This window comes from Bacillus sp. FSL R5-0447 (genome assembly GCF_038606125.1).
In the GTDB taxonomy this organism is placed as follows: domain Bacteria; phylum Bacillota; class Bacilli; order Bacillales; family Bacillaceae; genus Bacillus; species Bacillus velezensis.
This window is the reverse complement of record NZ_CP152012.1, coordinates 3,262,742-3,283,930: the sequence shown is the minus strand read 5'-3', so window position 1 is coordinate 3,283,930 and position 21,189 is coordinate 3,262,742. Positions and strand designations below refer to the sequence as shown.

The window sequence follows — 21,189 nt, the reverse complement described above, 5'->3', positions numbered from 1 at the left end:
CAATTACATCTAAATTTTTGAATAGTTTCGACAAATTGCGACTGTAAATATCGTAACAATGTCGTAATATAATTTACAAGTCTCGAAAGGAAGTGTCTCGAATTGCCGATATTAACTTTGAATGGGCGTTTTGTGGACGTCGATATTCGGTATGAGCTCGAACAATTCGATTGGACCCGGCCGACGTGGGGCGATGAGCGCCTGCTGGCCGCCAGTCCATTCAGATACGATCGGACTCCGAGTTTTTACGTCTACCTCGAAGACACAGCGTCGGCAAAAGCCGGCTATTGGGGCGACTCAGGTGCCTACGACGAAGAGTTTGCGCGCGGTGGGTTCGTTAAACTGCTCGCTTTCCTGCGCGGAGAAACCGAAGACGACGCAATCAATTATTTATTGGAAACGTATGCACCGGCGGCTGAAGACGGACGTATGGCGCTGCGACTTCCGAAATTAAAGCCCGTCACGAATCCGGAGCCTTTAGCGGAATCGGTCCTCGCAGAAACAACGCCGGGACCTAACGCTTATCTGGCGGGCCGGGGCATTACGGATTCGGTACAAGAAGAGGCCGGCGTAGCGCTTGCCGGAAATGCGGTCGCGATCCCTTGGCGGCTTCCTAACGGGCGGCTGGCTAACGTTAAGTATAGGGCAACGAAGGGGAAGGCGTTCTGGTACGTAAAAGGCGGCATGCCTATCCGGTACTTAGTCTACGGAATGGATCTCGTATATGGGAAGCGGCTTAAGAGCGCGGTGATATGCGAGGCCGAGATCGATGCTATGGCGTGGCGGTCTGCGGGCATAACGGCAATCGGAACAGGCGGCAGCACATTTAATTTGCAGAAGGCGGACATAATTGCGCAGTCACCCATCGAATATTTAACGGTGGTTACAGATAACGACAAAGCTGGCGAAAAGTTACGGCGGGAGATTGAGCGTTATTTGATCGGAAAGGTGCGGCTTGCGCACGGTTATATTACGGAGGTGAAAGACGCTGATGAACTACTTATAAAGCGCGGTACAGAAGCGTTGCGAGACGTGTATGATCGTGCGGAGGTCGTGAAGCATTCTTTACGTTTAGGTTCGGGAATTCCCGTACTTTAGGTCGGCGGAGGTTGTATTAACCCTCCGTGTTGCTGTCGGATACCTCAATCCAATCGTACAGATCTTCGGGCGCACAGCCGAGCATCATCGCGATATTGTAGGTTCGTTCGATGCTCGGCAGATTCCGAAGGCTGACGTAATCGGACATTTGCGTTTTTGATACTCCGACCATTGCTGCGAGTTGACTGAGACTAATTCCGCGTTTCTTGCATAGTTCGGGTATCCGACATTTGCCGACCTTAAACGTAATAAACACCTCCATTCGTAAAGGTGTCCGTAATATTTTATCTTAATTAAGTATTAATTTCCATTAGATCATTCTTTAACAATTCTAATGACTTTTTCAACCGGGACATCAAGGAATAAACAAATTTTTTCCAAAGTGCCTATGTACATTTTTAAATTCGCTTGCATGTGGTTTTCTTTAATACTGGTCTGGGTGCGTGAGCTTATGACCTGTCTGAGATCGCTCAGGTTCATTTCTTTTTCTTCTAAGGTTTTGAACAATGGGGAAAAATCGACCATTTTAAAAATCCTCCTAAATAAATGTTTACACGTCTAAACATTTTTATTATACTTCAATTATACTTAACGAATAGATAAAAGTCATTCATTAATTCAAATAGGGGTGAAATTACATGGATTCCGTTCGGGATTTTTTGTTTAATAGTATAGAAGACAGGGATGACATTACAGACGATGATCTTGCTCGACATTTGAGAGTGGGAGGGAAACAGGTTAGGAACCTGCGGAACGGCGATCGCGAATTGACTTTTAGAAGTTTGCTTATTCTTACACAATTAGTTGATGGCAAGAAATACTCTGAACACATCTCCAATTGGTACGATTTACTAGATAGCGACGACTGTATCCGTAATTTATTTGAATACGCGGCTATTACAAGAAATATAGAACTGCTGGATAGGCATATAAAAAAATATCAAGATGAAAAGAAATCCACTGTAGAGAAATACATCAAGGTTTACACATTCATCCGCGATTACATGAAAGGAGATATTAGCTTCTATGAGATCGATGATGAGATCGCTAAGCTCACGACACTTAAAAACCCCAAACTTAAGCTTCTAATTGAAATATACGAGTGTATTTCTTTACTACAAAGACGAGAATTTTCATATGTACTCGCAAAGGCTTCTGAAATTGAAAAACGTATCCGAAAGATGAGCGATAAAACTCAATTATTCGAAAAGGAATGTTACTTGTACAGAGTTTCAGAGGTATTAGCATTTACACATTTATTTATGAATAATTTAGATGAAGCAAGGCACTATTCACACATCTTACTAAATGCTAAAATTAACAAAAGAGTTGATTCTGACGCTCTTTATATATTAGGAATGACTAATTTACTGCACGATGAAGAACTATGCCTCCACTACTTAAAGCGTAGTTTATCCGCAGCTAAAGAAACGGGGATAGCTAGATTAGAGGGGTATGCATACTACAATTACAATTTCGCGAAAATTCTGATGTCCCGCAGCATCGATGACAACGCGCCTAGACCACTTCTTGCTGTTCAAAAGTTTCGTAATAATGAGATTAGTCAGGATAAAGCTCAAGAAGTAATTTTAGAAATGGGAGATCCTGATCTGACTACATATTTCGAATCGTGTTGCGGAAAAGAAAAAAGACACAAAAAGTTTTGCGAGCTGGTGTCCACTTCTAATCTTTTCTTCGCAGTTATTATTGTAAGGGATATGATTCAGTCCGGGGAGAACAGCGACTTTGTCAAGACCCTTACAGAAAACCTAAAAACTGTAGAAAAGGGAGATGTTGTTTTTGAAGAAGATTTTATTTGTTGCTTTAATGTGTGTAGCTTTGGTTTCAGGAGTGCTTGCGCTTAATGCTAATGAGGGCAGCAAGGAGGTAGCAATAAACGCAATAGGGGGATAATTATTTCTAAGGGCCTGTATCAAACAGGCCTCTTTTTATGTTTACATGTTTGAACATATCTGTAAATTTACAATCTTGTTCCTTTTCAAATAACTTTAAAATATATGTGCTAATATATGGTCATGGAAGAAAATAATAAAAAAAATCTTTCCTGAATGTGTCCATTCTGATATGTGCATTCGCAGTTAATATTGAAAGGGGAAATCACATTGCAAAATAATGAAAACTTAATAATCTTGATTGACGATTTTCGAGAAAAAGGAGATCAAAACTCGTTCAATGAGGTTTTTGAATACTTCCGGCCGCTAGTTCGGAATCTCGCTAGAAAATATGGTCGAGGATGTCCGATCTTGTTCGATGAAATTGTAAGCGAGCTGAACGAGAAGATATGGCGGATCGTTGAAAAGTTCGATAAGACTCGATCGAGAGAAGTAGTCGGTCATTTTAAGCTCCATCTTTCGCGGGCAGCAATCGATGTAACGCGGATGAAAAATGGGACTTATGCAAAGAAACGGGTACTGTTAGATGCTTCGGCGGAAGAGAATGCTGCAACATTCGAATCTGATTCCGATGATCTAATGGAGGATCACGTAATTGCGATGATTGATGGAGAAATAAAAACGGACCAAGATAAGCTGCAACTTATCAAGGCCCTAACGGAAAATTCCTGCTCACTAACGACTGCAATCGTTAAGGAGCATCTTGCAAGCGAACGACCTACATACGCTTCGATCGGCAGTAAGGTAGGCGTCCATTACAAAAAAGTAGAACGTGTAATCAAAGGGTTAGCGAAAAATTTCGACGCTTCTCACCACGGCGAACTTAACGCTTTTCTATCTGTGTAACACACGCTATACGCAGCTAGGCCCGAAGGACTTTCGCTACGTCCTCATTGTATTGCATATTGTCAACAAATTCAAGGGAACAATTATGCGAACAAGTCCTCGGCCTAGTGCGATTATCCTTAAAATAACGGAGGCTAACGTACTATGCATACATCGAATTTACCCACATTTAACGAATCTCAAACGCTTTTAGCGCTAGATGAGCGCAAACTAACCGATTTCATTTACCAAGGCGCATGGCTGCACGATGAAGACCCGGCCGACTATCTCCCGGCTACTCCGATTAAGGCGGTGCGCGTCGGATGAAAAAATACGGAGTAACCAAGCATGCTGTTGATCGTGCAGTTGAACGACTTGGCTACGACCGCGGATCTGCTGTCGGATGTATAAATAACCTTATGCAAACGGCTCATTATATCGGAGACGCGAATGATCATAACGGAAAGACGTCACGAATATTCGACCACATAAAGTCGCGTGTCAGACTCGTAGTAATCGATAATAAAGTCGTCACTGTGTATAAAATGCACGAAGGATTAGCGCCAATCGACGCTACGCCATCCGGAAGTCCGAATCCAATTAACGGTCTTCCAGACGAACTGAAGACGGTAATCAAACGTAAATCGGGTGCTATCATTGTCCGTCATAAACGCGAATTACGAAGCTTAACGATTCAGCTTGCGGAGAAGAACCTCGAAATTGCGCAACTCGAATTAAACCGCGCAAAAGCTCGCGCACATAAGATTATCGCAGTCATTGACGCAAAGATCGCCGTTGCTCGTTCTGAATACGCATCAATTAACGAAAAAGCTACCGCGATTAAATCCGAAATTGAATCGATTGAGAAGGGCGTTGCGGCGTATGTCTGATCTTTCGTGGGTGGGACCGATTGCTGCCGTCATCATCGGATTAATACTTTTCGGCATGTGGACGCAAATTGGCGAAGACGACGCATGATAGGCGCGTCGCGTCCTCGGAGAATGTCGGGGCGGCCGTTAGGTAATCCGTGTCGCGTCGCTACGGCCAAGCGCTGGCGGCGTTTCGGGCGCAGACACCGGCATTTTGCGAGGGCGAAAAGCCTTAATAAAAACGTAGGGGGAAAACGAATGGGCTTAAGAGATACTTTGAAACAACGTGAGGCACAACGTGAAGCAGCGCAATCAGGGGGCGAATTTCCGGAAGGTGTAACGCGATATGTTCGCATGGGTAAGCACGGAGAAGTAAACGAGGAAGGTCGTACATTCGTTATTCTCGCAGATCCGGACGATTGGTTTGCGTATTATGTTCACGAACAAAGCACTTACAACGGCCAGAGAAATATTTACCACTTCCGCAAACATACTTGTCTGCACTCGCCGAAAGCAATCCGACCAGATCATGGTGCGTATAAAAAGCCAAACCCGGAAGTTTGCCCGTCTTGCTTAGTCGGAGCACCGCGTAAGCTTTACGCAATGATTCCAGTTTACGATCTCGAATACAAAACGTATCGCGTAATTGATACGAAGGATTTCCATATCAACAACCTTGTAGCCGACTATGACAAAGCCGAAAAGATGGGTCGCAAATTTAATCCGGATTATTCACTCGTAGGAGAGGCGATTCATATCAAGAAGGTAGACAAAACGTTCTCTATTGAATCGGGAGACGCGACAGAAGCACAGTTGGCTGAAGCGAAAAAGTTTATCGGAATTGACTACGGATACGAAGAACTCGCTAACTTCCGTGAAGAAGCGGATATCATCGGGCTATTACACGAGGCTGACGACGAAGCGAAGATTGATCGCGCTAAGTTACCGCCAGTTCCGGCGACTAAAGAAGCGGCGGACTCTAACGAACCTACTTCCGAAGAATTACCGTTCTAATCACGCACCAACCAAACGAAAAGGAGGCGCTCACATGGCGCACTTAACCGAAGTTGTCGGCAAGTATTCGGAGGTTGTCGCAGAACTGGCGTTACTCGCGAATGGTTTTGCGGTTTCCCGTCCGCAACTTGCGCAGCCATACGACTTTAAGGCGGAAGATCCTATTACCGGAGAAGAGTATAAAGTTCAGGTAAAGACGTTCCGGCGCAGAAACGACCGCAATAACGAACTCGTTCTCTATACGACTAACGGAAAGGGGCAGTGCTACGATCGGTCCGACGTTGATTATTTTGTTGGCGTATTGGGTGATCCGGGCGAACCTCCCCGCGTCTGGATGTTTGAGAACGAACCGAATCAACGCGAATATTGGGCGAAGTCCACGATGCAAGCGAGTAAACGGTGGGTTGAGCTGCCGTTATCACTCGATCGAAGCATGTACGAAGAAAAAACGGAAGCGGAGGCGGTATAAATGGCGAAATTAAACGGCGTTAAGACACTCGATATGGTGAACGGTGAAATTACGAAGGTTGCGTATGACGGCGCGGAATACGAGCGCGTGGAAGGCGAGGCGAAAGCGGGAGACCTCGCGCTGGCGAATAAGCCTGGATTAGATACGACAACTGATGCTTATTACGAAGTTGAAGAGATTCGGCGTGACTCCTTTGTCTATTTGGATGACACTGATGAACATCATGTTTGGGATTACGATGGGATGTTCGCTATCTTCCGCAAAGTCGCCGCAACCAATCCGTCCTTAGAAGAACGCGTAGCAAAGGCGGAAGGCGAAATCGCAACGTTAAAATCCGACGTGGCTGCGTTGAAGGGTGAGGCGGAATATGAGCGGATTGACAAAAGCGAAGCGCAGGATGGCGATTATGTTAAGTTCGAAGAGGCTCCTAGACGTTATCTAACCGCGGGCAAGTATTACGAAATTGATTACGTTGATTCGCACGGAGATCCTTGGATCACTGACGATGAGGGAGACGACTTTGATACGTACTCTCTGGACAATTGCGAATTCGAAGTTTACCGCAAAGTAAGCGCCACAAGCGTAGAAGTTGAGCCGAAGCCTGAGCGCCTGAAGGTCGGTGATTATGCGAAGGTGGTTAAGGCTACCGATTACCATCGCTTCACTGATGGAGATATCGTTGAAATAATCGGAGACCGTTTTGGATCGTCGTATAACGAACTTTCCCGCAGGCTTACAGACGGAAAAAATCAATACGTCCCAAAACGCGAGCTAGTCCGCGCCACTGACGAAGAAGTTGCCGAAGCTAAAGACGCAGCAGCACGCGCTAAATTTAAAAAAGGCGCTAAAGTGCGGTTGGTTTCGGGCGCCGGAGACTTCCCTTTAAAAGGGTTTGAGAACGGTAAGATTTACGAGGTTTCCGATAATAATTTCGACCATCCGAGTAGGGGCACACTCATTCGAATCGAAGGCGGTGCCATTCCGTTTAACGGCTCCGGATGCGCAACGCCGGATCAGCTCGAAATTTTATCCGAAGAGGAAGCCGCCAAGATCGAGCGCAAGCAAGCCGAAGAAGCGAAGTGGGCGAAGATTGGACGCGAGGTTGGCGAGTATAAGAAGGGTGATGTTGTCCAACTCAGCGAGAGTGATGGAGTTCTTGGAATAATGGATTTCATCGGTACTCACTTTTATGGCGTTCAGCTACCGAACGGAGATTACGCGCGCCCCGGTACAGAGGGAGTAATCCTTATCACGCCAGTCGAGGCGCGCTTTGACCGCTAAGCCGGCCGCCGTCTGTGCCGCATGTAACGCTAACCTTTACGAAGGGCGATCCGCAATTTACGATTCGCTCTTCGAGGTTTATGCATGCGGGACGTCTTGCTGGTCGGAATGGTATGCGGCTAATACCGAGGAATATAAACGAAGATGGACGGAGGCGGTCGATTTATGAGTCGAAAGAAAGAACGCGCGCTATCATATGCGCTCGGAATATCAATCGCATTCTCAGCGGGTCATGGCGCAGATGAATCGCCTTGGGTAATGTTGCTTATCGCGGCTATCGCTGTCATTGCATTCGGTATTTTGACCGTAGCAGATACAATCGAAAAGTAACCCGAAATTACTTCGCGAGGAAGGAGGACGACGGATGGAAGGCTTACGGTTAAATATGAATGCGTTGAAGCCGGCGGCACCGAAAACGGACGCAGTAGAGGCGACGGCCAAGCGGAAGGCGAAAGCCAGAACCGCCGAGCCGATCGAGGAAAGCTGGCGCAAGATATTCGCGATGAAGCTATCGGATGCCGACCGTAAAAGGGTAACGGAAGTCAAGGCGGCTATGGATGCGCGCAAACTAGCGCGCGATCCGGCTGACTGCGTTAACAAGGCCGGCAACCCTAAGGCGTTCAGCAAGGCGGAAGCGCTTCGGTTGTGGAAGACGCTTCAGGAAGCTCAGCGCGAAGAAACATTGCGGCAGATGGTCGAGAACACGCCGGATAATTACGAATTAATTACGACTAAAGAACGATTTCAGGCGCTGATCGAGGCGTTAAATAACGAAACAATAATCGCAGTTGATACCGAGACGACCGGCGTAGATGTTTATACGGATGTCATCGTCGGTCTTTCGCTGACCTTACCAAACGCTGACTGGCACGTTTATATACCGGTAGATCACGATGATTGCGAGCAACTAAGTCGCGAATACGTACTCGCAGGTCTAGCGCCCATATTTAACGATGAGTCGGTCGGGAAAGTCCTACACAATGCGATATTCGATATTGCGATGCTTCGGCGGCACGGATTCGATTTGAAAGGCGTCGCTTGGGATACGATGACCGCGATGCACCTGCTTAACGAAAACGAGAGTGATCGTACATTAGGCGGAGCCGGTTCGTTCAAGCTCAAAGACTTAGCTCCTAAATATTTAAAAACGCCGGCAGATACTTTTGATGCTCTGTTCGGAAGGAATGCGCAATTTAAAGAAGTCCCATTAGATATTGCGCTAGTTTACGCAGCGAAGGATACGGAACTGACGTGGAAGCTGTACGAATTTCAGCGTTATCACATGGCGAAAATACCGACGATTTTGGACTATTATCAAACCGTTGAAGTTCCGTTATTGTACGTAATCGTCGATTTAGAAGCTAACGGATATATTCTCGACTTGGATTTCGCGAAAGAATACGGCGAAAAGCTTCATAAGCGCGCGGAAGAGCTGCGTAAGGAATTAGTCGCAGAGTTGACGCCGTTCCATGACGGAGACGAACCGATAAATTTAAACTCGACCCATCAGATGCGGCCCGCACTTTCGAAGGCAATCGGCAAGGAGCTCCCGAATATGGACGCGAAAAAGACGTTGAAGCCGTTGAAAGACGATTACGAAATCATTGCGAAACTTATCGAGTATAAGAATATCGTTAAGCTAAGCGGTACGTATATCGACACGCTGCCGACAAAGCAAAACCCGACAACTAAGCGTTGGCATTCGCGTTTCAATCCGATGGGAACCGTGACAGGTCGATTCAGTTCCGGTAAGGACGAAGAAGACAAAACGCAACAAGGGTTTAACGTACAGAATCAGCCACCGGAAGCGCGTCCGATGTTCGGTCCTCCTCCCGGAAAGTTGTTAGTAGGCGCCGATTTTAAAGCGCAGGAAATCCGGTGTGTGGCGCACCTGTCAGGCGAACCAGTACTGATTAATGCGTTTTTAGAAGAACGAGATCCATACGCAACGATGGCGTCGAACTTTTACAAACGACCGTACGAGGAAGTTTATAAGAACGCTGATGGTTCCGACACAAAAGAGCGAAAGAAAATGAAGGTCGCATGGTTAGCTACATTATACGGAATGAGTGATTATTCTCTTGCGGATATGCTAGGCGTAGGTAAGAAAGAGGCGACCGAGTTTAAAGAAGAGTTGTTCGGAAGTATGCCGAAGCTGTCGGCGTGGTTAAAAGAGAACGAAGAATTTGTGCGAAAAAACGGATACGTTTGGGCTGATCTGAATGCGCGAAAACGCCGGCTACCAGACGCTAAACTACCCCGCAAAAACATTCCCTACGGAAAATGGAATGATCCGAAATACGATGACGCAAGAAAACACAACTCGCGAATTAATCGCGCTTTGCGTCAGGCGACAAATGCCCGCGTACAAGGATCTTCGTCTATTCAAACGAAAGTCACGATGATTAAAGCACACGAATATTGCGCTAACAAACCGGGCTGGGCGTTGTGGTCAACGGTGCATGACGAACTCATTTTTGAAGTTCCGGAAGATTTTACGTGGGAAGAAGCGCAAGCCATTCGCGATATTATGCTTAATTCATACCGTTGGGGAGACGTTGTGCCGAACGGAACGGATATCGAAGTGATGCGCAAATGGGGCGAAGGTGTGCCTGTTGAAGAATGGTTTAAAACGAAAGGGGACGATTAATTGACGAACTCAAATGCACGATCAGCCGCAAACTCACTGCGCGCCCAATTAGCGCCGACGCCCGAACCGACCACATACGCGCAGCAGATTGCGGATGAACTCATCGAATATTTAAACGAATGGCACTCGCTGCCGGAAACGTGGGATAACGCCTTGGACGCGCAGATTCACCGATGGTATGCAGATGCTCCGAAAGTATTTCCGAAGAAACCGTATTTTTCGCCGTCATCTGCGAATGCCTGCCCGCGCGAACTTTATCATAAGGCGCTAGGCGATCCGAGAGACATAACGCGAAAGCCTCCGTATCAAGGACGTTGGACCCGCATCGGAACGGCAATCGGCGATGTGATCCAGCGCGATCTGCTTTTCATGGAGAAACACTTCGAAAAGAAAGTCGGCCGGCCCTGCCCGTTCAGCTTCGAACGTAATCCGGACGGTACGCCGATGTTCGAGGACTTCGCCAAGCGGAACCATAAGATCAAGCGTGACGGCAAGACGTTTCATCTCTTCGGAACATGTGACGGCATCATGCGCTATGTCACCGAAGATGGCGAGGTATTGCGTGTGGGCCTCGAAATCAAATCGAAGCAAACGAGCGCGGCCCGCACGTCTTTCTACTCGCTGAAGAAGCCGGACGAAAAGCACGTCAAGCAATGCGTTGCCTATGCGGAAATGTATGGCGTTGACCTGTACGTGATCCTCTACGTAAACGCAGCGAAGAAAGCGTGGGAATACCCGGAAGGCGAGTTCGAAAAGAGCCCGGACATCCGAGCGTTTGGCGTCGAAATTAGCCAGGCGGACATTGACGCGCTGCTCGATAGATTCGTAGAAATACAGACGTCGGTGGATGAGCGCAAGCCAATGACGCTGGACCTTAACGGATGGACGTTTAACGGCTTTAAGACGGCTATCGCGCAATCGTTGACGGATACTGAATTAGCGGCTATTCGCGACATAGTTTCGCAGGTAAGGCGGTCTAATGTATACGAATCTACTAAGCGGCAGTACGCCGGGGCGTTAGAGTTTATCGAAAAAGTACGCAAAGGGGAGGCGGTTTGATGGACCGTTTCAATTTCAATATTGGAGACATTGTGAAAGCAAAGAATTCTCATAAGGAGGTTGGTTATAAGAGAGGAGATCTTATTAGGGTAGTAAGAAAAGGGCATTTTTCCGGTGACTTCATCGGTGAGAATTTAACAGAACCTTCCGCCTATGGACACTCTTATGTATATATCGGAGACTATTTCCGCGGTAAGAATGTCCAAAAAGACGTCGCTGTTAAAGAACCGAAATATAAAGTGTGTTTTCTCGGAATTCCTATTTTATCGGTTAGAAAGGAGCTTCGATGAGTAGCGCCAAACCTATCCGCATCCTTGCGCTAGACATATCAACGAATCCAGGCTTCGCAGTCCTCGAAGTTAAGCGACTAAAGTCCGGGCCGCGCATCAACCTCGTACACGTAACGTCTGTCAGCACGACGAGCCAGTCGCCGGACAGTCAACGGTATTCCTATATCGAGGCAGCGGCAACGATGGTTCTCCACGAATACGGACCGTTCGACGTTGTTGTCCGGGAGCATTATACGAAAGGGCGCAATAAACGATCGACACAAACGGTGTTTGGTGCGTGGGCTGTTATCGATCTAGCGCTCGGTAAGTACGGATATAAGGCGGATGTGGAGATCACGCCGACAACGGTTAAAAAGGACGTAACCGGAAAAGGCAGCGCATCAAAAGACGAAGTAGAGGCGGGAGTACGGCGGATGCTTTCGCTCCCGGCCGACTTTACATTTCGGACAGATGACGAATCGGATGCGGTGGCGATTGGGCTTTCGTATCTTGTTCGCGAGAAGATTATAAAACCGGGGGAGGACGAATAGATGGGCGTAATTAAATTGAAGATTAGAAGTAGCCTACTGTGCGGGATAAAAATTAGGAGGAAACAATAATATGAAAAAGAGACTTGTAATGATGTTTGTTGGTCTTGCGGCAATTATCTCACTGGTAGGCTGCTCTTCAGAATCAGATACTGTATCAGAAAACCTGTCGAAGTCTGCTGACTCATTCGAAGTACAGAGGAGAGTTGTATTCTTCAATGGGATTACTGACAAGTACTTACTAACTGTTGAGGGACTTTGTGCGCTTGATACAGGCAGTGCAAAGAAGATAACCGTCACTTGTAAGGTAGGGAAAGATCAGTACAAAAAACATTACCTCGGCTTGAGTGACAACGTGAGTTATTTTGTAGAGCAGACAGATGCTAAGTACGAGGATGCTTACCATTACAAAGTGCTGTTCCGCCCGGAGGAGATCATCCCAGATATTAAACTACAAACAAGTAAAGGGAAGTAAAATACCGGAAGATACGATTACTACTGAATATAAAATCGACTTGGAGTGATGCGAGTGTTTAAGCGGCGGCTGATGATGGTACTTGCGGGACTATGTTTGGGCTCGCTGATAGCTTTATTTGCTGAAATATTCCGATGGCCTACGGAGTTTCCCGTGGCAAGGGCGATCCTTACAGTAGCAGCCGTTTTCGGCCTGCTTCTCGTCGGGCTTTACGGAATCGTCCGTTTTATCTTATGGCTGATCGTTGAACCATATCGCGCACATAAACGCGAGAAAGCGAGGGCGGCGGAATGATTTACGGAGCGACTGACGAAGGTTTGCGGAATATGAAACGCTGGCTTAACGAAAAACTGATCGAAAGTGATACCGCCATCAACTTCCACGACCGGAAACTGATCGAAGAGCGCATCGAACGTGAACGGACACAGGCGCGTTTGGACGAAGTTGAGGCGGAAATTGAGAGACGGAAGGGGTAGATCGGATGCATAAACGTGAAGAACTTGAGAGCGCGTTATCAGCGTTGGAAATCGAACTGCGGTCGAGGGAAAGCGAACTTGAAGATTTGCGCGATGAGATACAGGACGTTCAGAACGATATTGACGATATCGAGGATCAGATCGCCGATATCGAAGACGAACTTGACTCGCTAGAAGACGAAGAGGATTCCGAATGCTAATCGCCTACTATTCGCTGACCGGCAACGTCCGCCGATTTGTCGCAAAGACCGGCCTAGCAACCGTCGAAATTAAGCCGGACCTGATGCTAGCCGAGCCGTTCGTATGCGTGACTGGTACGTACGGCTTCGGTCAGGTCGCCGGCACAGTTTCGGACTTCCTTGCGGATAACAGCGACTATCTTGCGGGCGTGGCTGCGTCGGGGAACCGTAACTGGGGCGATAATTACGCAAAGGCGGCCGATGTGATTGCGGCACAATACGGCGTGCCGGTTGTCGGGCGCTTTGAACTAGCGGGCACGGACACAGATGTACGACAATTTATCGAAAGGGTGAATGAGCTTGACGAATAAACACGCAAGCTATATCGAACTTAATAACGAAATCATGATACAGAAGGACGGCCGGTTCCAATTCGAAAAGGATATCGAAGCCGTCCGCGCTTATTTTATCGACTACGTAAATCAAAACACCGTATTTTTCCACGACCTAGGCGAGAAGCTCGAATATCTGCGCGAGAACGATTACTACGAAACCGAATTCCTCGACGCCTATACGTTCGATGAAATCAAGGCGGTTTATCAGGCGGCCTATGCGCACAAATTCCGTTTCCCTTCGTTCATGAGCGCGTTCAAATTCTATAACGACTACGCGCTGAAGACGAACGACGGTAAGAAGATTCTCGAACGCTACGAAGATCGCGCTTCTATTGTCGCGTTGTTCTTTGCGGGAGGCGACGCAGCCAAGGCGATCGAGTACGTAAATCTGATTATGCGGCAAGAATATCAGCCGTCAACGCCGACGTTCTTGAATGCGGGCCGGAAGCGTCGGGGCGAATTAGTTTCGTGTTTCTTGCTCGAAGTTAACGATTCCCTTAACGATATCAGTCGCGCGATTGATATTTCGATGCAGCTCTCGAAGCTTGGCGGCGGCGTATCGCTTAATTTATCGAAACTGCGGGCGAAAGGTGAAGCGATCAAGGACGTAGAGAACGCGACAAAAGGCGTCGTAGGCGTAATGAAGTTGCTGGACCATGCGTTCAGATATGCGGATCAGATGGGTTAAATTGGCCCCTTTCGTCAGTAATGGCGATCGAAAACCTCTTTAATTCATGGGAACTCCTCGAAGCGGTAGGGCCACAAACTACTAAAGGAGGACAATCATGAGCGAAGCAAGACGAAAACCTCACAACAAATTGGAGATAGATGAAGATTTTATTCGCGAAAATTACCACAAGATGAGTGCTAGAGAGATCGGTGAGATATTAGGAGTGTCTAGGGAAGCGATTAACCATCGAGTTATGCGCATGGGGCTCAGGAAGACAAAGATACCTTTTGAATTACAAAATGGTGAAGAACTAAAACCAATAAACGGGGTACCTGAATACGGAATTACTAACCTAAGCCGCGTGGTTAATTTGAGAACCATGACCGAGGTCAAACCTAAGATTGATGGATCAGGCTATTTAAAAGTAGTCCTCTTTCGAAACAAGGTTCGATTCGAAAGGAATGTCCATCGGTTAGTGGCGCTGCATTTTATTCCTAATCCTAAGAACTTACCGATGGTTAATCATATTGACGGAAACAAAGCAAACGCCGATATCAAAAACCTAGAATGGGTAACTCCGAAAGAGAATGCGCAACATGCATCAAGAACGGGTCTTTTGCGGAAAGGAGCGCGTCATCCAGCATCAAAAATCACTGAGGAACAAGCGCGGGAAATACTTTCGGATTATCGCAGCGGCCTCTCACTCAACGAGGTTCGGATTAAGCACTCATACGCGAGTAAGTCTATCGTAGATAAAATCTGTTGTAGGCAACGGTGGAATCATTTGGACCAAACGTCTTGAACGTGCAACGACTAGCCGAAAGGCGTAGGCCGCAAGCGATTGGCGGTCGAAACGGGAGGCGCCCCAAGCGGGCGAAGATATAGTCTAATCTTCGTGGTAACACGGAGCAGCCGGAAGGCGGGGCGTGCCTAGCGAACACGTCCGAATGGTCTGCAAAGACAAGGATCAGGCGCGGCTTATCTTAACGTATTCCATGCGGATATTCACGATTTCCTTGATACGAAGAAAATCAGCGCAGATGAGGACGTCCGGGTCAAAACGCTTTCCATCGGCGTCGTTATCCCGGATAAATTCATCGAACTGGCGCGCGAGAATCGGCCGGCTTACGTATTCTATCCGCACACCGTTTACAAAGCGTATGGCCAGCACTTAGACGAAATGGATATCGAAGAGATGTACGATCAGCTCGTCGATAATCCGGCCGTCCGTAAAGAGAAGATCGACGCGCGCAAGCTCCTCGAAAAGCTCGCTGTGCTACGTTCCGAATCGGGCTATCCGTACATCATGTTCGAAGGCAACGTTAACGCTGAGCACGCGAACGGCCACGTATCGAAGGTTAAATTTTCGAATCTGTGCTCGGAGGTTCTTCAGGCGTCGCAAGTATCGGAATACACCGACTACGGCGAAGAAGACGAAATCGGCCTTGATATTTCGTGCAACCTCGGATCGCTCAACGTTGCGAACGTTATGGCAAACGGAGACTTCGAAACGATCGTTAAGCTGTCCGTCGATGCCCTCACGCGAGTCTCGGAAACTTCGAATATCAAGAACGCGCCAGCTGTTGCGCGAGCTAACCGCGAGATGCGTTCGATCGGACTTGGCGCGATGAATTTGCACGGCTATCTAGCGCAGAACGGTATCGCTTATGAATCGGAGGAAGCGCGGGATTTTGCTAACGTATTCTTCGCGTTGGTGAATTATTGGTCGCTGGTGCGTTCGAATGAATTGGCGCAGCAGACCGGAAGAACGTACGAGGGATTCGAGGGGTCGACGTATGCCGACGGTAGTTACTTCGATAAATACACTAATTCTTGCTTCGAGTATCATCCGATCTCAAACAAAGTTAAAACGTTATTTGAGGGCGTTTGGTTACCGACTGTAGCAGATTGGGAATTGTTAGCGGATAGTGTTCGCGAGCACGGCCTATATCATTCGTACAGACTTGCGATCGCACCGACGGGATCTATTTCGTATGTGCAGTCGGCCACTGCGTCGGTCATGCCGATTATGGAGCGCATCGAGGAGCGTACGTACGGTAATTCGAAGACGTACTATCCGATGCCGGGGTTGTCGCCGCAGAATTGGTTTTTCTACAAGGAAGCGTATGACATGGATATGTTTAAAGTCGTCGATATGATCGCAACGATTCAGCAACACGTCGATCAAGGCATCTCATTTACGCTGTTCTTGAAAGATACGATGACGACGCGCGATCTGAATCGGATTGACTTATACGCTCATCATAAGGGAATCAAGACGCTTTATTATGCACGGACTAAAGATACGACACAGGAGGGGTGTTTGTCATGCGCGGTTTAAGTGAGGAGAGACAGAAAAGTATACGACGTGGAGACATAATTATCTACTACTTCGGGGGTACATTAATTAGTGCGAAAGTTATTCAAGCGTATGAAGGTGGGTACCTCGAAGTTCGCCATAAAGACTCCCCGATACTGAATTGCTTATTAGGATACCGGGACGAGATCAAGACATCGGAAGTGTTGGGTGTAGTTAAGCATAAAGGCAAACGGGACGGGGAAAGGAGGACGAATAATTGACGAACGCAAATGCAATCCATACGGCGGCCGACTGGTCGCGCCACGAAGACGACTTCACGCAAATGTTCTACGCGCAGAACGTTAAGCAATTCTGGCTCCCGGAGGAGATTTCGCTAAATGGCGATCTCCTTTCGTGGAAGGCGTTGGGCCCGGCCGAGCAGACGACCTATATGCGGGGGCTTGCCGGCCTAACGCTATTAGATACGGAGCAGGGGAATACGGGCATGCCGATCATCGCGCAGCACATAGCCGGCCACCAACGCAAAGCCGTCCTGAATTTTATGGCGATGATGGAGAACGCTGTCCATGCGAAGTCCTATTCGAATATATTCATGACGCTTGCGCCTACCGAAACAATTAACGAAGTGTTCGAATGGGTTAAGACGAATCCGTATTTGCAGCGGAAGGCGGCGCTGATAACCGGCCTATATCGCGACATAAAAGAAGGCGATACCCTTTCGCTGTATAAGGCGCTTGCGGCTTCGGTTTACCTCGAAAGCTTCCTGTTTTATTCCGGATTTTATTATCCGTTATATTTCGCTGGCCAAGGCAAGCTAACGAGCAGCGGCGAGATTATTAACCTTATCATTCGCGATGAGGCGATCCACGGCGTGTACGTCGGCTTATTGGCGCAAGAGATATACGGAAAGCAAGAGCCGGACGTCCAGCTTGAGATGCGCGACTTTGCCGTCGAGCTGCTGACGGAACTGTACGATAATGAGGTCGCATATACCGAGGATCTTTACGATGTGGTCGGCTTAACGCACGATGTGAAACGCTTCCTTCGATACAACGCGAATAAGGCGCTACAAAACCTCGGCTTCGATCCGTATTTCGAAGAGGAAAGGCCGAATCCGATCGTCATGAACGGACTAAATACGAAGACGAAATCGCACGACTTCTTCTCGCAAAAAGGAAACGGTTATAAGAAGGCAACGGTCGAGGCGCTAAAAGATTCGGATTTTTATTTCGGCGAATAAGCGTCCATTTTCCGGAATAGATTCGCAGTTATTTATGGAGAAGTTAGTACGCAGTTATATATGAGGACGTTACGAAGGAGGAGACGAAATGAACGTAAATATTAAACGGTTATCACCGGACGCACAGATTCCGGCTTATGCGCACGCAACGGACGCCGGCTTCGATCTAGTGGCGGCAGAGGACGTAATTATCGAACCGGGCGCAACTGCGTGTGTGCCGACGGGCTTGGCGTTCGAGATTCCTGAGGGATACGAAATGCAGATCCGACCGCGATCGGGTATTACGCTGAGGACTAATCTGCGTGTGCAGCTAGGTACGGTCGACGCAGGCTATCGGGGCGAGGTCGGAGTGATTGTCGATAATATTGCGCGAGAAGAATGGGGATCGACTCCCAGATTACGTACCCTAAACGGGAAGGTCGAGAATATTGACGGAACTTATTATCCGAAATCTACGTACATCGTCCGCAAAGGTGATCGTATCGGGCAGGGAATAATTAAGCCGATAGAACAGGCAGTGTTTGCGGAAGTTGATGATCTTAGTAACTCGGATAGAGGTGATTGCGGTTTTGGCAGCAGTGGATCGTCCGTATAAAGAGATTAGTTTATCTAATGGTGGAATCTGTTTAGTGAGTGAAGAGGACTTCGATGGTTTGAGTAAATATAAATGGCACAGGAGAAGTTCCGATGGATACGCGGCTCGCACTGTGTATAATGATGGGAAATTCAAAACTGTTCGAATGCATCGGGAGATTATGAACCCTCCGAAGGGCTTTGTTGTAAATCACATTAACCGAGACAGATTAGACAATCGAAGGGATAACCTTAGAATTGCTACCGCAAGCCAAAATATTGCTAACTCGATAAAACCTTCTACCAACTCATCGGGTTATAAGGGAGTACAGTACCGAAAAGACCAAGGAAGATGGAGAGCGTGTATACGAGTAAACAAAAAGCCTATCTCTTTAGGGCAGTATGATTCAGCAGAGAAGGCGGCACGAGCATATAATGCTGCAGCAATAAAGTATTTTGGAGAGTACGCGAGACTGAATGACCTACCTAAGGAGGGTGCTTAGATGTCGCAAATATATGCGTGCTTTATGAACGGCAAGCTGCACGGATGTGGCGACATTGAATATATGAACGATCTTTTTCGCGATTACGTCGTTAACTGCGAGATGTACGGAAAAGATGATTGCACATTTCGAATAACTACGAAGGAGAAAGCTCGCAGATTATTGATTAACGAAACTATTCGAGAAAACGGCGAAGCACTAAACCGATTGGAGGACGAATAAATGAGGTTTTGGATTACGTACGGATCATACGTTTTCGTTTTCGCATATTTGATCACGCAACTTATAACGTTTGAGTCAGGTAATTATGCCGGATTGGCAGTATTTTTGGTTCCTCTTATATCGTCGGCTGTTATAACCGCCTTAGTGATTTCAATCGGATTATTCGGAAGTAGTTCTCATAGTGGATACGGAGGAGGAGAATAGATGACGAAAGTTAAATTTACAGGAAAAGTCGGCGCAAAACATATGAATTTTATGAAAGAAGGGCGTAAGGAATTGCACTCTGCGTACTACACGACTGTGGAAACTACTTGCGGTCAAAAACTTACCGTTAAAGATACGGACGCTCCTTTCGGACTAATGGAGGCGCCTACACGTTCTGAGGCAGTTAAAAAAGGAAAACAATTTCTAGCGAAAGTCGGATTGGAGGACGAATAGATGGCGGAAACCAAAATGAACGTACAGCTTATCGCGCATACGCAAGTCTCTCGTAGCTTCTTAGATACGTTTGTTCCGTTCGCTGATGAAACGGACGGCCAAGCGGTAGCCCTAACCGCAATCAGAACGTGTTACAGCGCCAACAAACCGACCGAAATCGTCGCAGAGGAGGGCGCCAAGTATTTCGGCTCCAAAGCGTCAGACGGCGGCGCAGGAACGGACGCCGACCGATTGTTCCGACATATCGTCCGTTCGGGCCATTCGTCGACGTTAGAGCATATCTCGTTCACCTTTGCGATTGAGGGCGTCAGCCGGGCGTTATTGGCGCAACTTACACGGCATCGCGTTGGTTTTAGCTTCAGCGTACAGTCACAGCGGTATGTGCGGATGGGGAGCGATGATAGATCGGGCGGGTTCGATTATGTGGTTCCGGAGAAAGTTACGAGTGATAAAACGGCGAATATGTACGACTTTGTATACGGAACGCCACTCAACGACCGTCCTGCTACAGAAATATTCGCGGAAGCTATGGAGATAGCGCAACAAGCCTACGATAAATTACGAGAAGCAGGGGTGCCCGCAGAAGATGCGAGAGCCGTCCTACCGAATGCCGCCGCAACGAATCTCGTAATGACTGCGAACCTGACCGCGTTGTTATCGTTCTATTCTAAACGTAAGCCCGGAAAAGGCGCGCAAAAGGAAATCACCGAATTAGCCGAAGCGTTAAGACGCGAAGTGGTCGACGTGGAACCGTGGACGGACCAGTTTTTCGAGGAGGTTTGAGGCGTGAGTGAATACGTTTATCTTCTGTATGACGATGCCGATAATTTCGGAAGTAATGGAAAAGCGAGGTTACACTCCGTTCACGATACGGAAGCATCAGCGCTAAACGAGAAACGAAAACAATATCGCGAAGGTGAGTTCTTTTATATTCGGAAAGAGCGCCTAAGAAAGGACTGATTTTATCGGTATACTAACGAATCTAGCGATGTCAACGCAATTACTTACGAATCCAACCGCCAAGCCACCGGAACTTCCCCCGCCTGACCCGCCACGCATAACCGAAGAAGAATATGCGCTCCAAGAGGCGGAAGCCATTATCGAAGGCAAGGACGCTGAATTGGCGACCAAGGATGCGAAGATAAAGGCGCTTGAATCCGAATTTGCTTCCGTAAAAGACGAAGTTAGGGCGCGGATTAACGAAAAACACGAGAAGCCGCCGCAGGAGAACGAAGAGCCTTCCGGCTGGCAAACGTTCGAGGCGTCTGCTTATACGGCTTATTGCGCGGAAGGATGTGCCGGAACCACAGCGACCGGCCTCGACGTCAGCCATACGATCTACCACGGAGGCAAACGCATTATAGCGGTCGATCCGTCAGTAATTGCGTTAGGCTCAACGGTTGAGGTACGGCAGGCAGACGGAACGACGTTCGAAGCAGTGGCGCAAGATGTTGGAGGCGCAATTAAGGGCGCCAAGATTGACGTATTAGTTCCGAATGAAGCCGACGCGGTGCAGTTCGGGCGGCAGTCGGTGCAGGTTCGCGTAATAAATTAACGGGAGGGTGATCCGTGTAGTGGCGATAACTATCGAGGAAATGACCAAAGAAGCTCGCCGATTTCTCTCAGTAAACTACGGTATAGATCTGCGAATCCCCATACGAAGAAACAATCGGCTTAAAAGAACGTTAGGTCAGTTTATTCAT

At 47.7% G+C, this 21,189-nt stretch carries 27 protein-coding genes and 2 pseudogenes; 27 read left to right on the top strand and 2 right to left on the bottom strand.

Annotation, left to right across the window (positions count from 1 at the left end):
* Nucleotides 1-102 precede the first annotated feature (102 nt).
* Complete coding sequence (locus NYE68_RS16585) at nt 103-1,098, top strand: toprim domain-containing protein (protein WP_342493970.1); 996 nt, start codon at nt 103-105, stop codon at nt 1,096-1,098.
* 16 nt (nt 1,099-1,114) lie between these two features.
* On the opposite strand, the gene NYE68_RS16580 is transcribed toward NYE68_RS16585, so the two are convergent.
* Together NYE68_RS16580 and NYE68_RS16575 are read right to left on the bottom strand one after the other, a co-directional pair.
* A complete protein-coding gene (locus tag NYE68_RS16580; RefSeq protein WP_076982979.1) occupies nt 1,115-1,360 on the bottom strand; it encodes a helix-turn-helix transcriptional regulator in 246 nt (81 codons plus the stop codon).
* Between the two features lie 53 nt (nt 1,361-1,413).
* Nucleotides 1,414-1,623 carry a helix-turn-helix domain-containing protein gene (locus tag NYE68_RS16575; RefSeq protein WP_029974735.1) on the bottom strand — a complete coding sequence of 70 codons (210 nt, stop codon included), beginning with the start codon at nt 1,621-1,623 and terminating at the stop codon, nt 1,414-1,416.
* 113 nt (nt 1,624-1,736) lie between these two features.
* On the opposite strand from NYE68_RS16575, the gene NYE68_RS16570 reads away from it, so the two are divergent.
* The 26 genes and pseudogenes from NYE68_RS16570 (at nt 1,737) to NYE68_RS16445 (ending at nt 21,041) form a co-directional block, all read left to right on the top strand.
* Nucleotides 1,737-2,963, top strand: coding sequence for an AimR family lysis-lysogeny pheromone receptor (locus tag NYE68_RS16570; protein ID WP_029974733.1), 1,227 nt, complete (start codon nt 1,737-1,739; stop codon nt 2,961-2,963).
* Nucleotides 2,964-3,221: 258 nt separating this feature from the next.
* Nucleotides 3,222-3,857 carry a sigma factor gene (locus tag NYE68_RS16565; protein ID WP_029974731.1) on the top strand — a complete coding sequence of 212 codons (636 nt, stop codon included), beginning with the start codon at nt 3,222-3,224 and terminating at the stop codon, nt 3,855-3,857.
* A 144-nt stretch (nt 3,858-4,001) separates the two neighbouring features.
* Entirely contained in the window at nt 4,002-4,163 is a 162-nt protein-coding gene (locus NYE68_RS16560; RefSeq protein ID WP_172618043.1) for a hypothetical protein, read from the top strand.
* Nucleotides 4,164-4,255: 92 nt separating this feature from the next.
* Nucleotides 4,256-4,726 (top strand): hypothetical protein, encoded by a 471-nt coding sequence (locus NYE68_RS16555; RefSeq protein WP_143854245.1) that lies wholly within the window; start codon nt 4,256-4,258, stop codon nt 4,724-4,726.
* A gap of 237 nt (nt 4,727-4,963) precedes the next feature.
* On the top strand, nt 4,964-5,719 hold the full coding sequence (locus tag NYE68_RS16550) for a single-stranded DNA-binding protein (RefSeq protein ID WP_342493969.1): 756 nt from the start codon (nt 4,964-4,966) through the stop codon (nt 5,717-5,719).
* Nucleotides 5,720-5,753: 34 nt separating this feature from the next.
* A complete protein-coding gene (locus NYE68_RS16545) occupies nt 5,754-6,188 on the top strand; it encodes a hypothetical protein (RefSeq protein ID WP_342493968.1) in 435 nt (144 codons plus the stop codon).
* Nucleotides 6,189-7,469, top strand: coding sequence for a hypothetical protein (locus NYE68_RS16540; protein ID WP_342493967.1), 1,281 nt, complete (start codon nt 6,189-6,191; stop codon nt 7,467-7,469).
* A 165-nt stretch (nt 7,470-7,634) separates the two neighbouring features.
* Entirely contained in the window at nt 7,635-7,799 is a 165-nt protein-coding gene (locus NYE68_RS16535) for a hypothetical protein (RefSeq protein ID WP_342493966.1), read from the top strand.
* 34 nt (nt 7,800-7,833) lie between these two features.
* Nucleotides 7,834-10,119, top strand: coding sequence for a DNA polymerase (locus NYE68_RS16530; protein WP_342493965.1), 2,286 nt, complete (start codon nt 7,834-7,836; stop codon nt 10,117-10,119).
* On the top strand, nt 10,120-11,178 hold the full coding sequence (locus NYE68_RS16525) for a hypothetical protein (protein ID WP_342493964.1): 1,059 nt from the start codon (nt 10,120-10,122) through the stop codon (nt 11,176-11,178).
* Entirely contained in the window at nt 11,178-11,468 is a 291-nt protein-coding gene (locus NYE68_RS16520) for a hypothetical protein (RefSeq protein WP_342493963.1), read from the top strand. The genes NYE68_RS16525 and NYE68_RS16520 overlap by 1 nt, the downstream gene beginning before the upstream one ends.
* On the top strand, nt 11,465-11,998 hold the full coding sequence (locus NYE68_RS16515; RefSeq protein WP_342493962.1) for a crossover junction endodeoxyribonuclease RuvC: 534 nt from the start codon (nt 11,465-11,467) through the stop codon (nt 11,996-11,998). Before NYE68_RS16520 ends, NYE68_RS16515 begins: the two co-directional genes overlap by 4 nt.
* A 70-nt stretch (nt 11,999-12,068) precedes the next feature.
* A complete protein-coding gene (locus tag NYE68_RS16510) occupies nt 12,069-12,470 on the top strand; it encodes a hypothetical protein (RefSeq protein ID WP_342493961.1) in 402 nt (133 codons plus the stop codon).
* A 153-nt stretch (nt 12,471-12,623) separates the two neighbouring features.
* Nucleotides 12,624-12,764 carry a hypothetical protein gene (locus NYE68_RS16505; RefSeq protein ID WP_342493960.1) on the top strand — a complete coding sequence of 47 codons (141 nt, stop codon included), beginning with the start codon at nt 12,624-12,626 and terminating at the stop codon, nt 12,762-12,764.
* Nucleotides 12,761-12,946, top strand: a complete 186-nt coding sequence (locus tag NYE68_RS16500; RefSeq protein WP_045208673.1) for a hypothetical protein — start codon at nt 12,761-12,763, stop codon at nt 12,944-12,946. The genes NYE68_RS16505 and NYE68_RS16500 overlap by 4 nt, the downstream gene beginning before the upstream one ends.
* A gap of 5 nt (nt 12,947-12,951) precedes the next feature.
* A complete protein-coding gene (locus tag NYE68_RS16495; protein WP_342493959.1) occupies nt 12,952-13,146 on the top strand; it encodes a hypothetical protein in 195 nt (64 codons plus the stop codon).
* Nucleotides 13,140-13,496: a class Ib ribonucleoside-diphosphate reductase assembly flavoprotein NrdI gene (gene nrdI / locus NYE68_RS16490; protein ID WP_342493958.1), complete on the top strand. Its 357-nt coding sequence runs from the start codon at nt 13,140-13,142 to the stop codon at nt 13,494-13,496. The genes NYE68_RS16495 and nrdI overlap by 7 nt, the downstream gene beginning before the upstream one ends.
* A pseudogene (locus NYE68_RS16485) lies at nt 13,480-14,202 on the top strand (ribonucleotide reductase N-terminal alpha domain-containing protein); the annotation flags it as partial. The gene nrdI and the pseudogene NYE68_RS16485, both read left to right, overlap by 17 nt.
* Before the next feature lie 103 nt (nt 14,203-14,305).
* On the top strand, nt 14,306-14,992 hold the full coding sequence (locus tag NYE68_RS16480; RefSeq protein ID WP_095352763.1) for an HNH endonuclease: 687 nt from the start codon (nt 14,306-14,308) through the stop codon (nt 14,990-14,992).
* 153 nt (nt 14,993-15,145) lie between these two features.
* Nucleotides 15,146-16,531: pseudogene (locus NYE68_RS16475) on the top strand (ribonucleoside-diphosphate reductase subunit alpha); the annotation flags it as partial.
* 253 nt (nt 16,532-16,784) lie between these two features.
* Nucleotides 16,785-17,750 carry a class 1b ribonucleoside-diphosphate reductase subunit beta gene (gene nrdF / locus NYE68_RS16470; RefSeq protein ID WP_342494146.1) on the top strand — a complete coding sequence of 322 codons (966 nt, stop codon included), beginning with the start codon at nt 16,785-16,787 and terminating at the stop codon, nt 17,748-17,750.
* A gap of 88 nt (nt 17,751-17,838) precedes the next feature.
* Nucleotides 17,839-18,345 carry a deoxyuridine 5'-triphosphate nucleotidohydrolase gene (locus tag NYE68_RS16465; protein WP_342493957.1) on the top strand — a complete coding sequence of 169 codons (507 nt, stop codon included), beginning with the start codon at nt 17,839-17,841 and terminating at the stop codon, nt 18,343-18,345.
* Between the two features lie 907 nt (nt 18,346-19,252).
* A complete protein-coding gene (locus tag NYE68_RS16460) occupies nt 19,253-19,486 on the top strand; it encodes a hypothetical protein (protein ID WP_342493956.1) in 234 nt (77 codons plus the stop codon).
* A complete protein-coding gene (gene thyX, locus NYE68_RS16455) occupies nt 19,487-20,269 on the top strand; it encodes an FAD-dependent thymidylate synthase (protein ID WP_342493955.1) in 783 nt (260 codons plus the stop codon).
* 3 nt (nt 20,270-20,272) lie between these two features.
* Nucleotides 20,273-20,446: a hypothetical protein gene (locus NYE68_RS16450; protein ID WP_342493954.1), complete on the top strand. Its 174-nt coding sequence runs from the start codon at nt 20,273-20,275 to the stop codon at nt 20,444-20,446.
* A gap of 28 nt (nt 20,447-20,474) precedes the next feature.
* A complete protein-coding gene (locus tag NYE68_RS16445; protein ID WP_342493953.1) occupies nt 20,475-21,041 on the top strand; it encodes a 3D domain-containing protein in 567 nt (188 codons plus the stop codon).
* Nucleotides 21,042-21,189 lie beyond the last annotated feature (148 nt).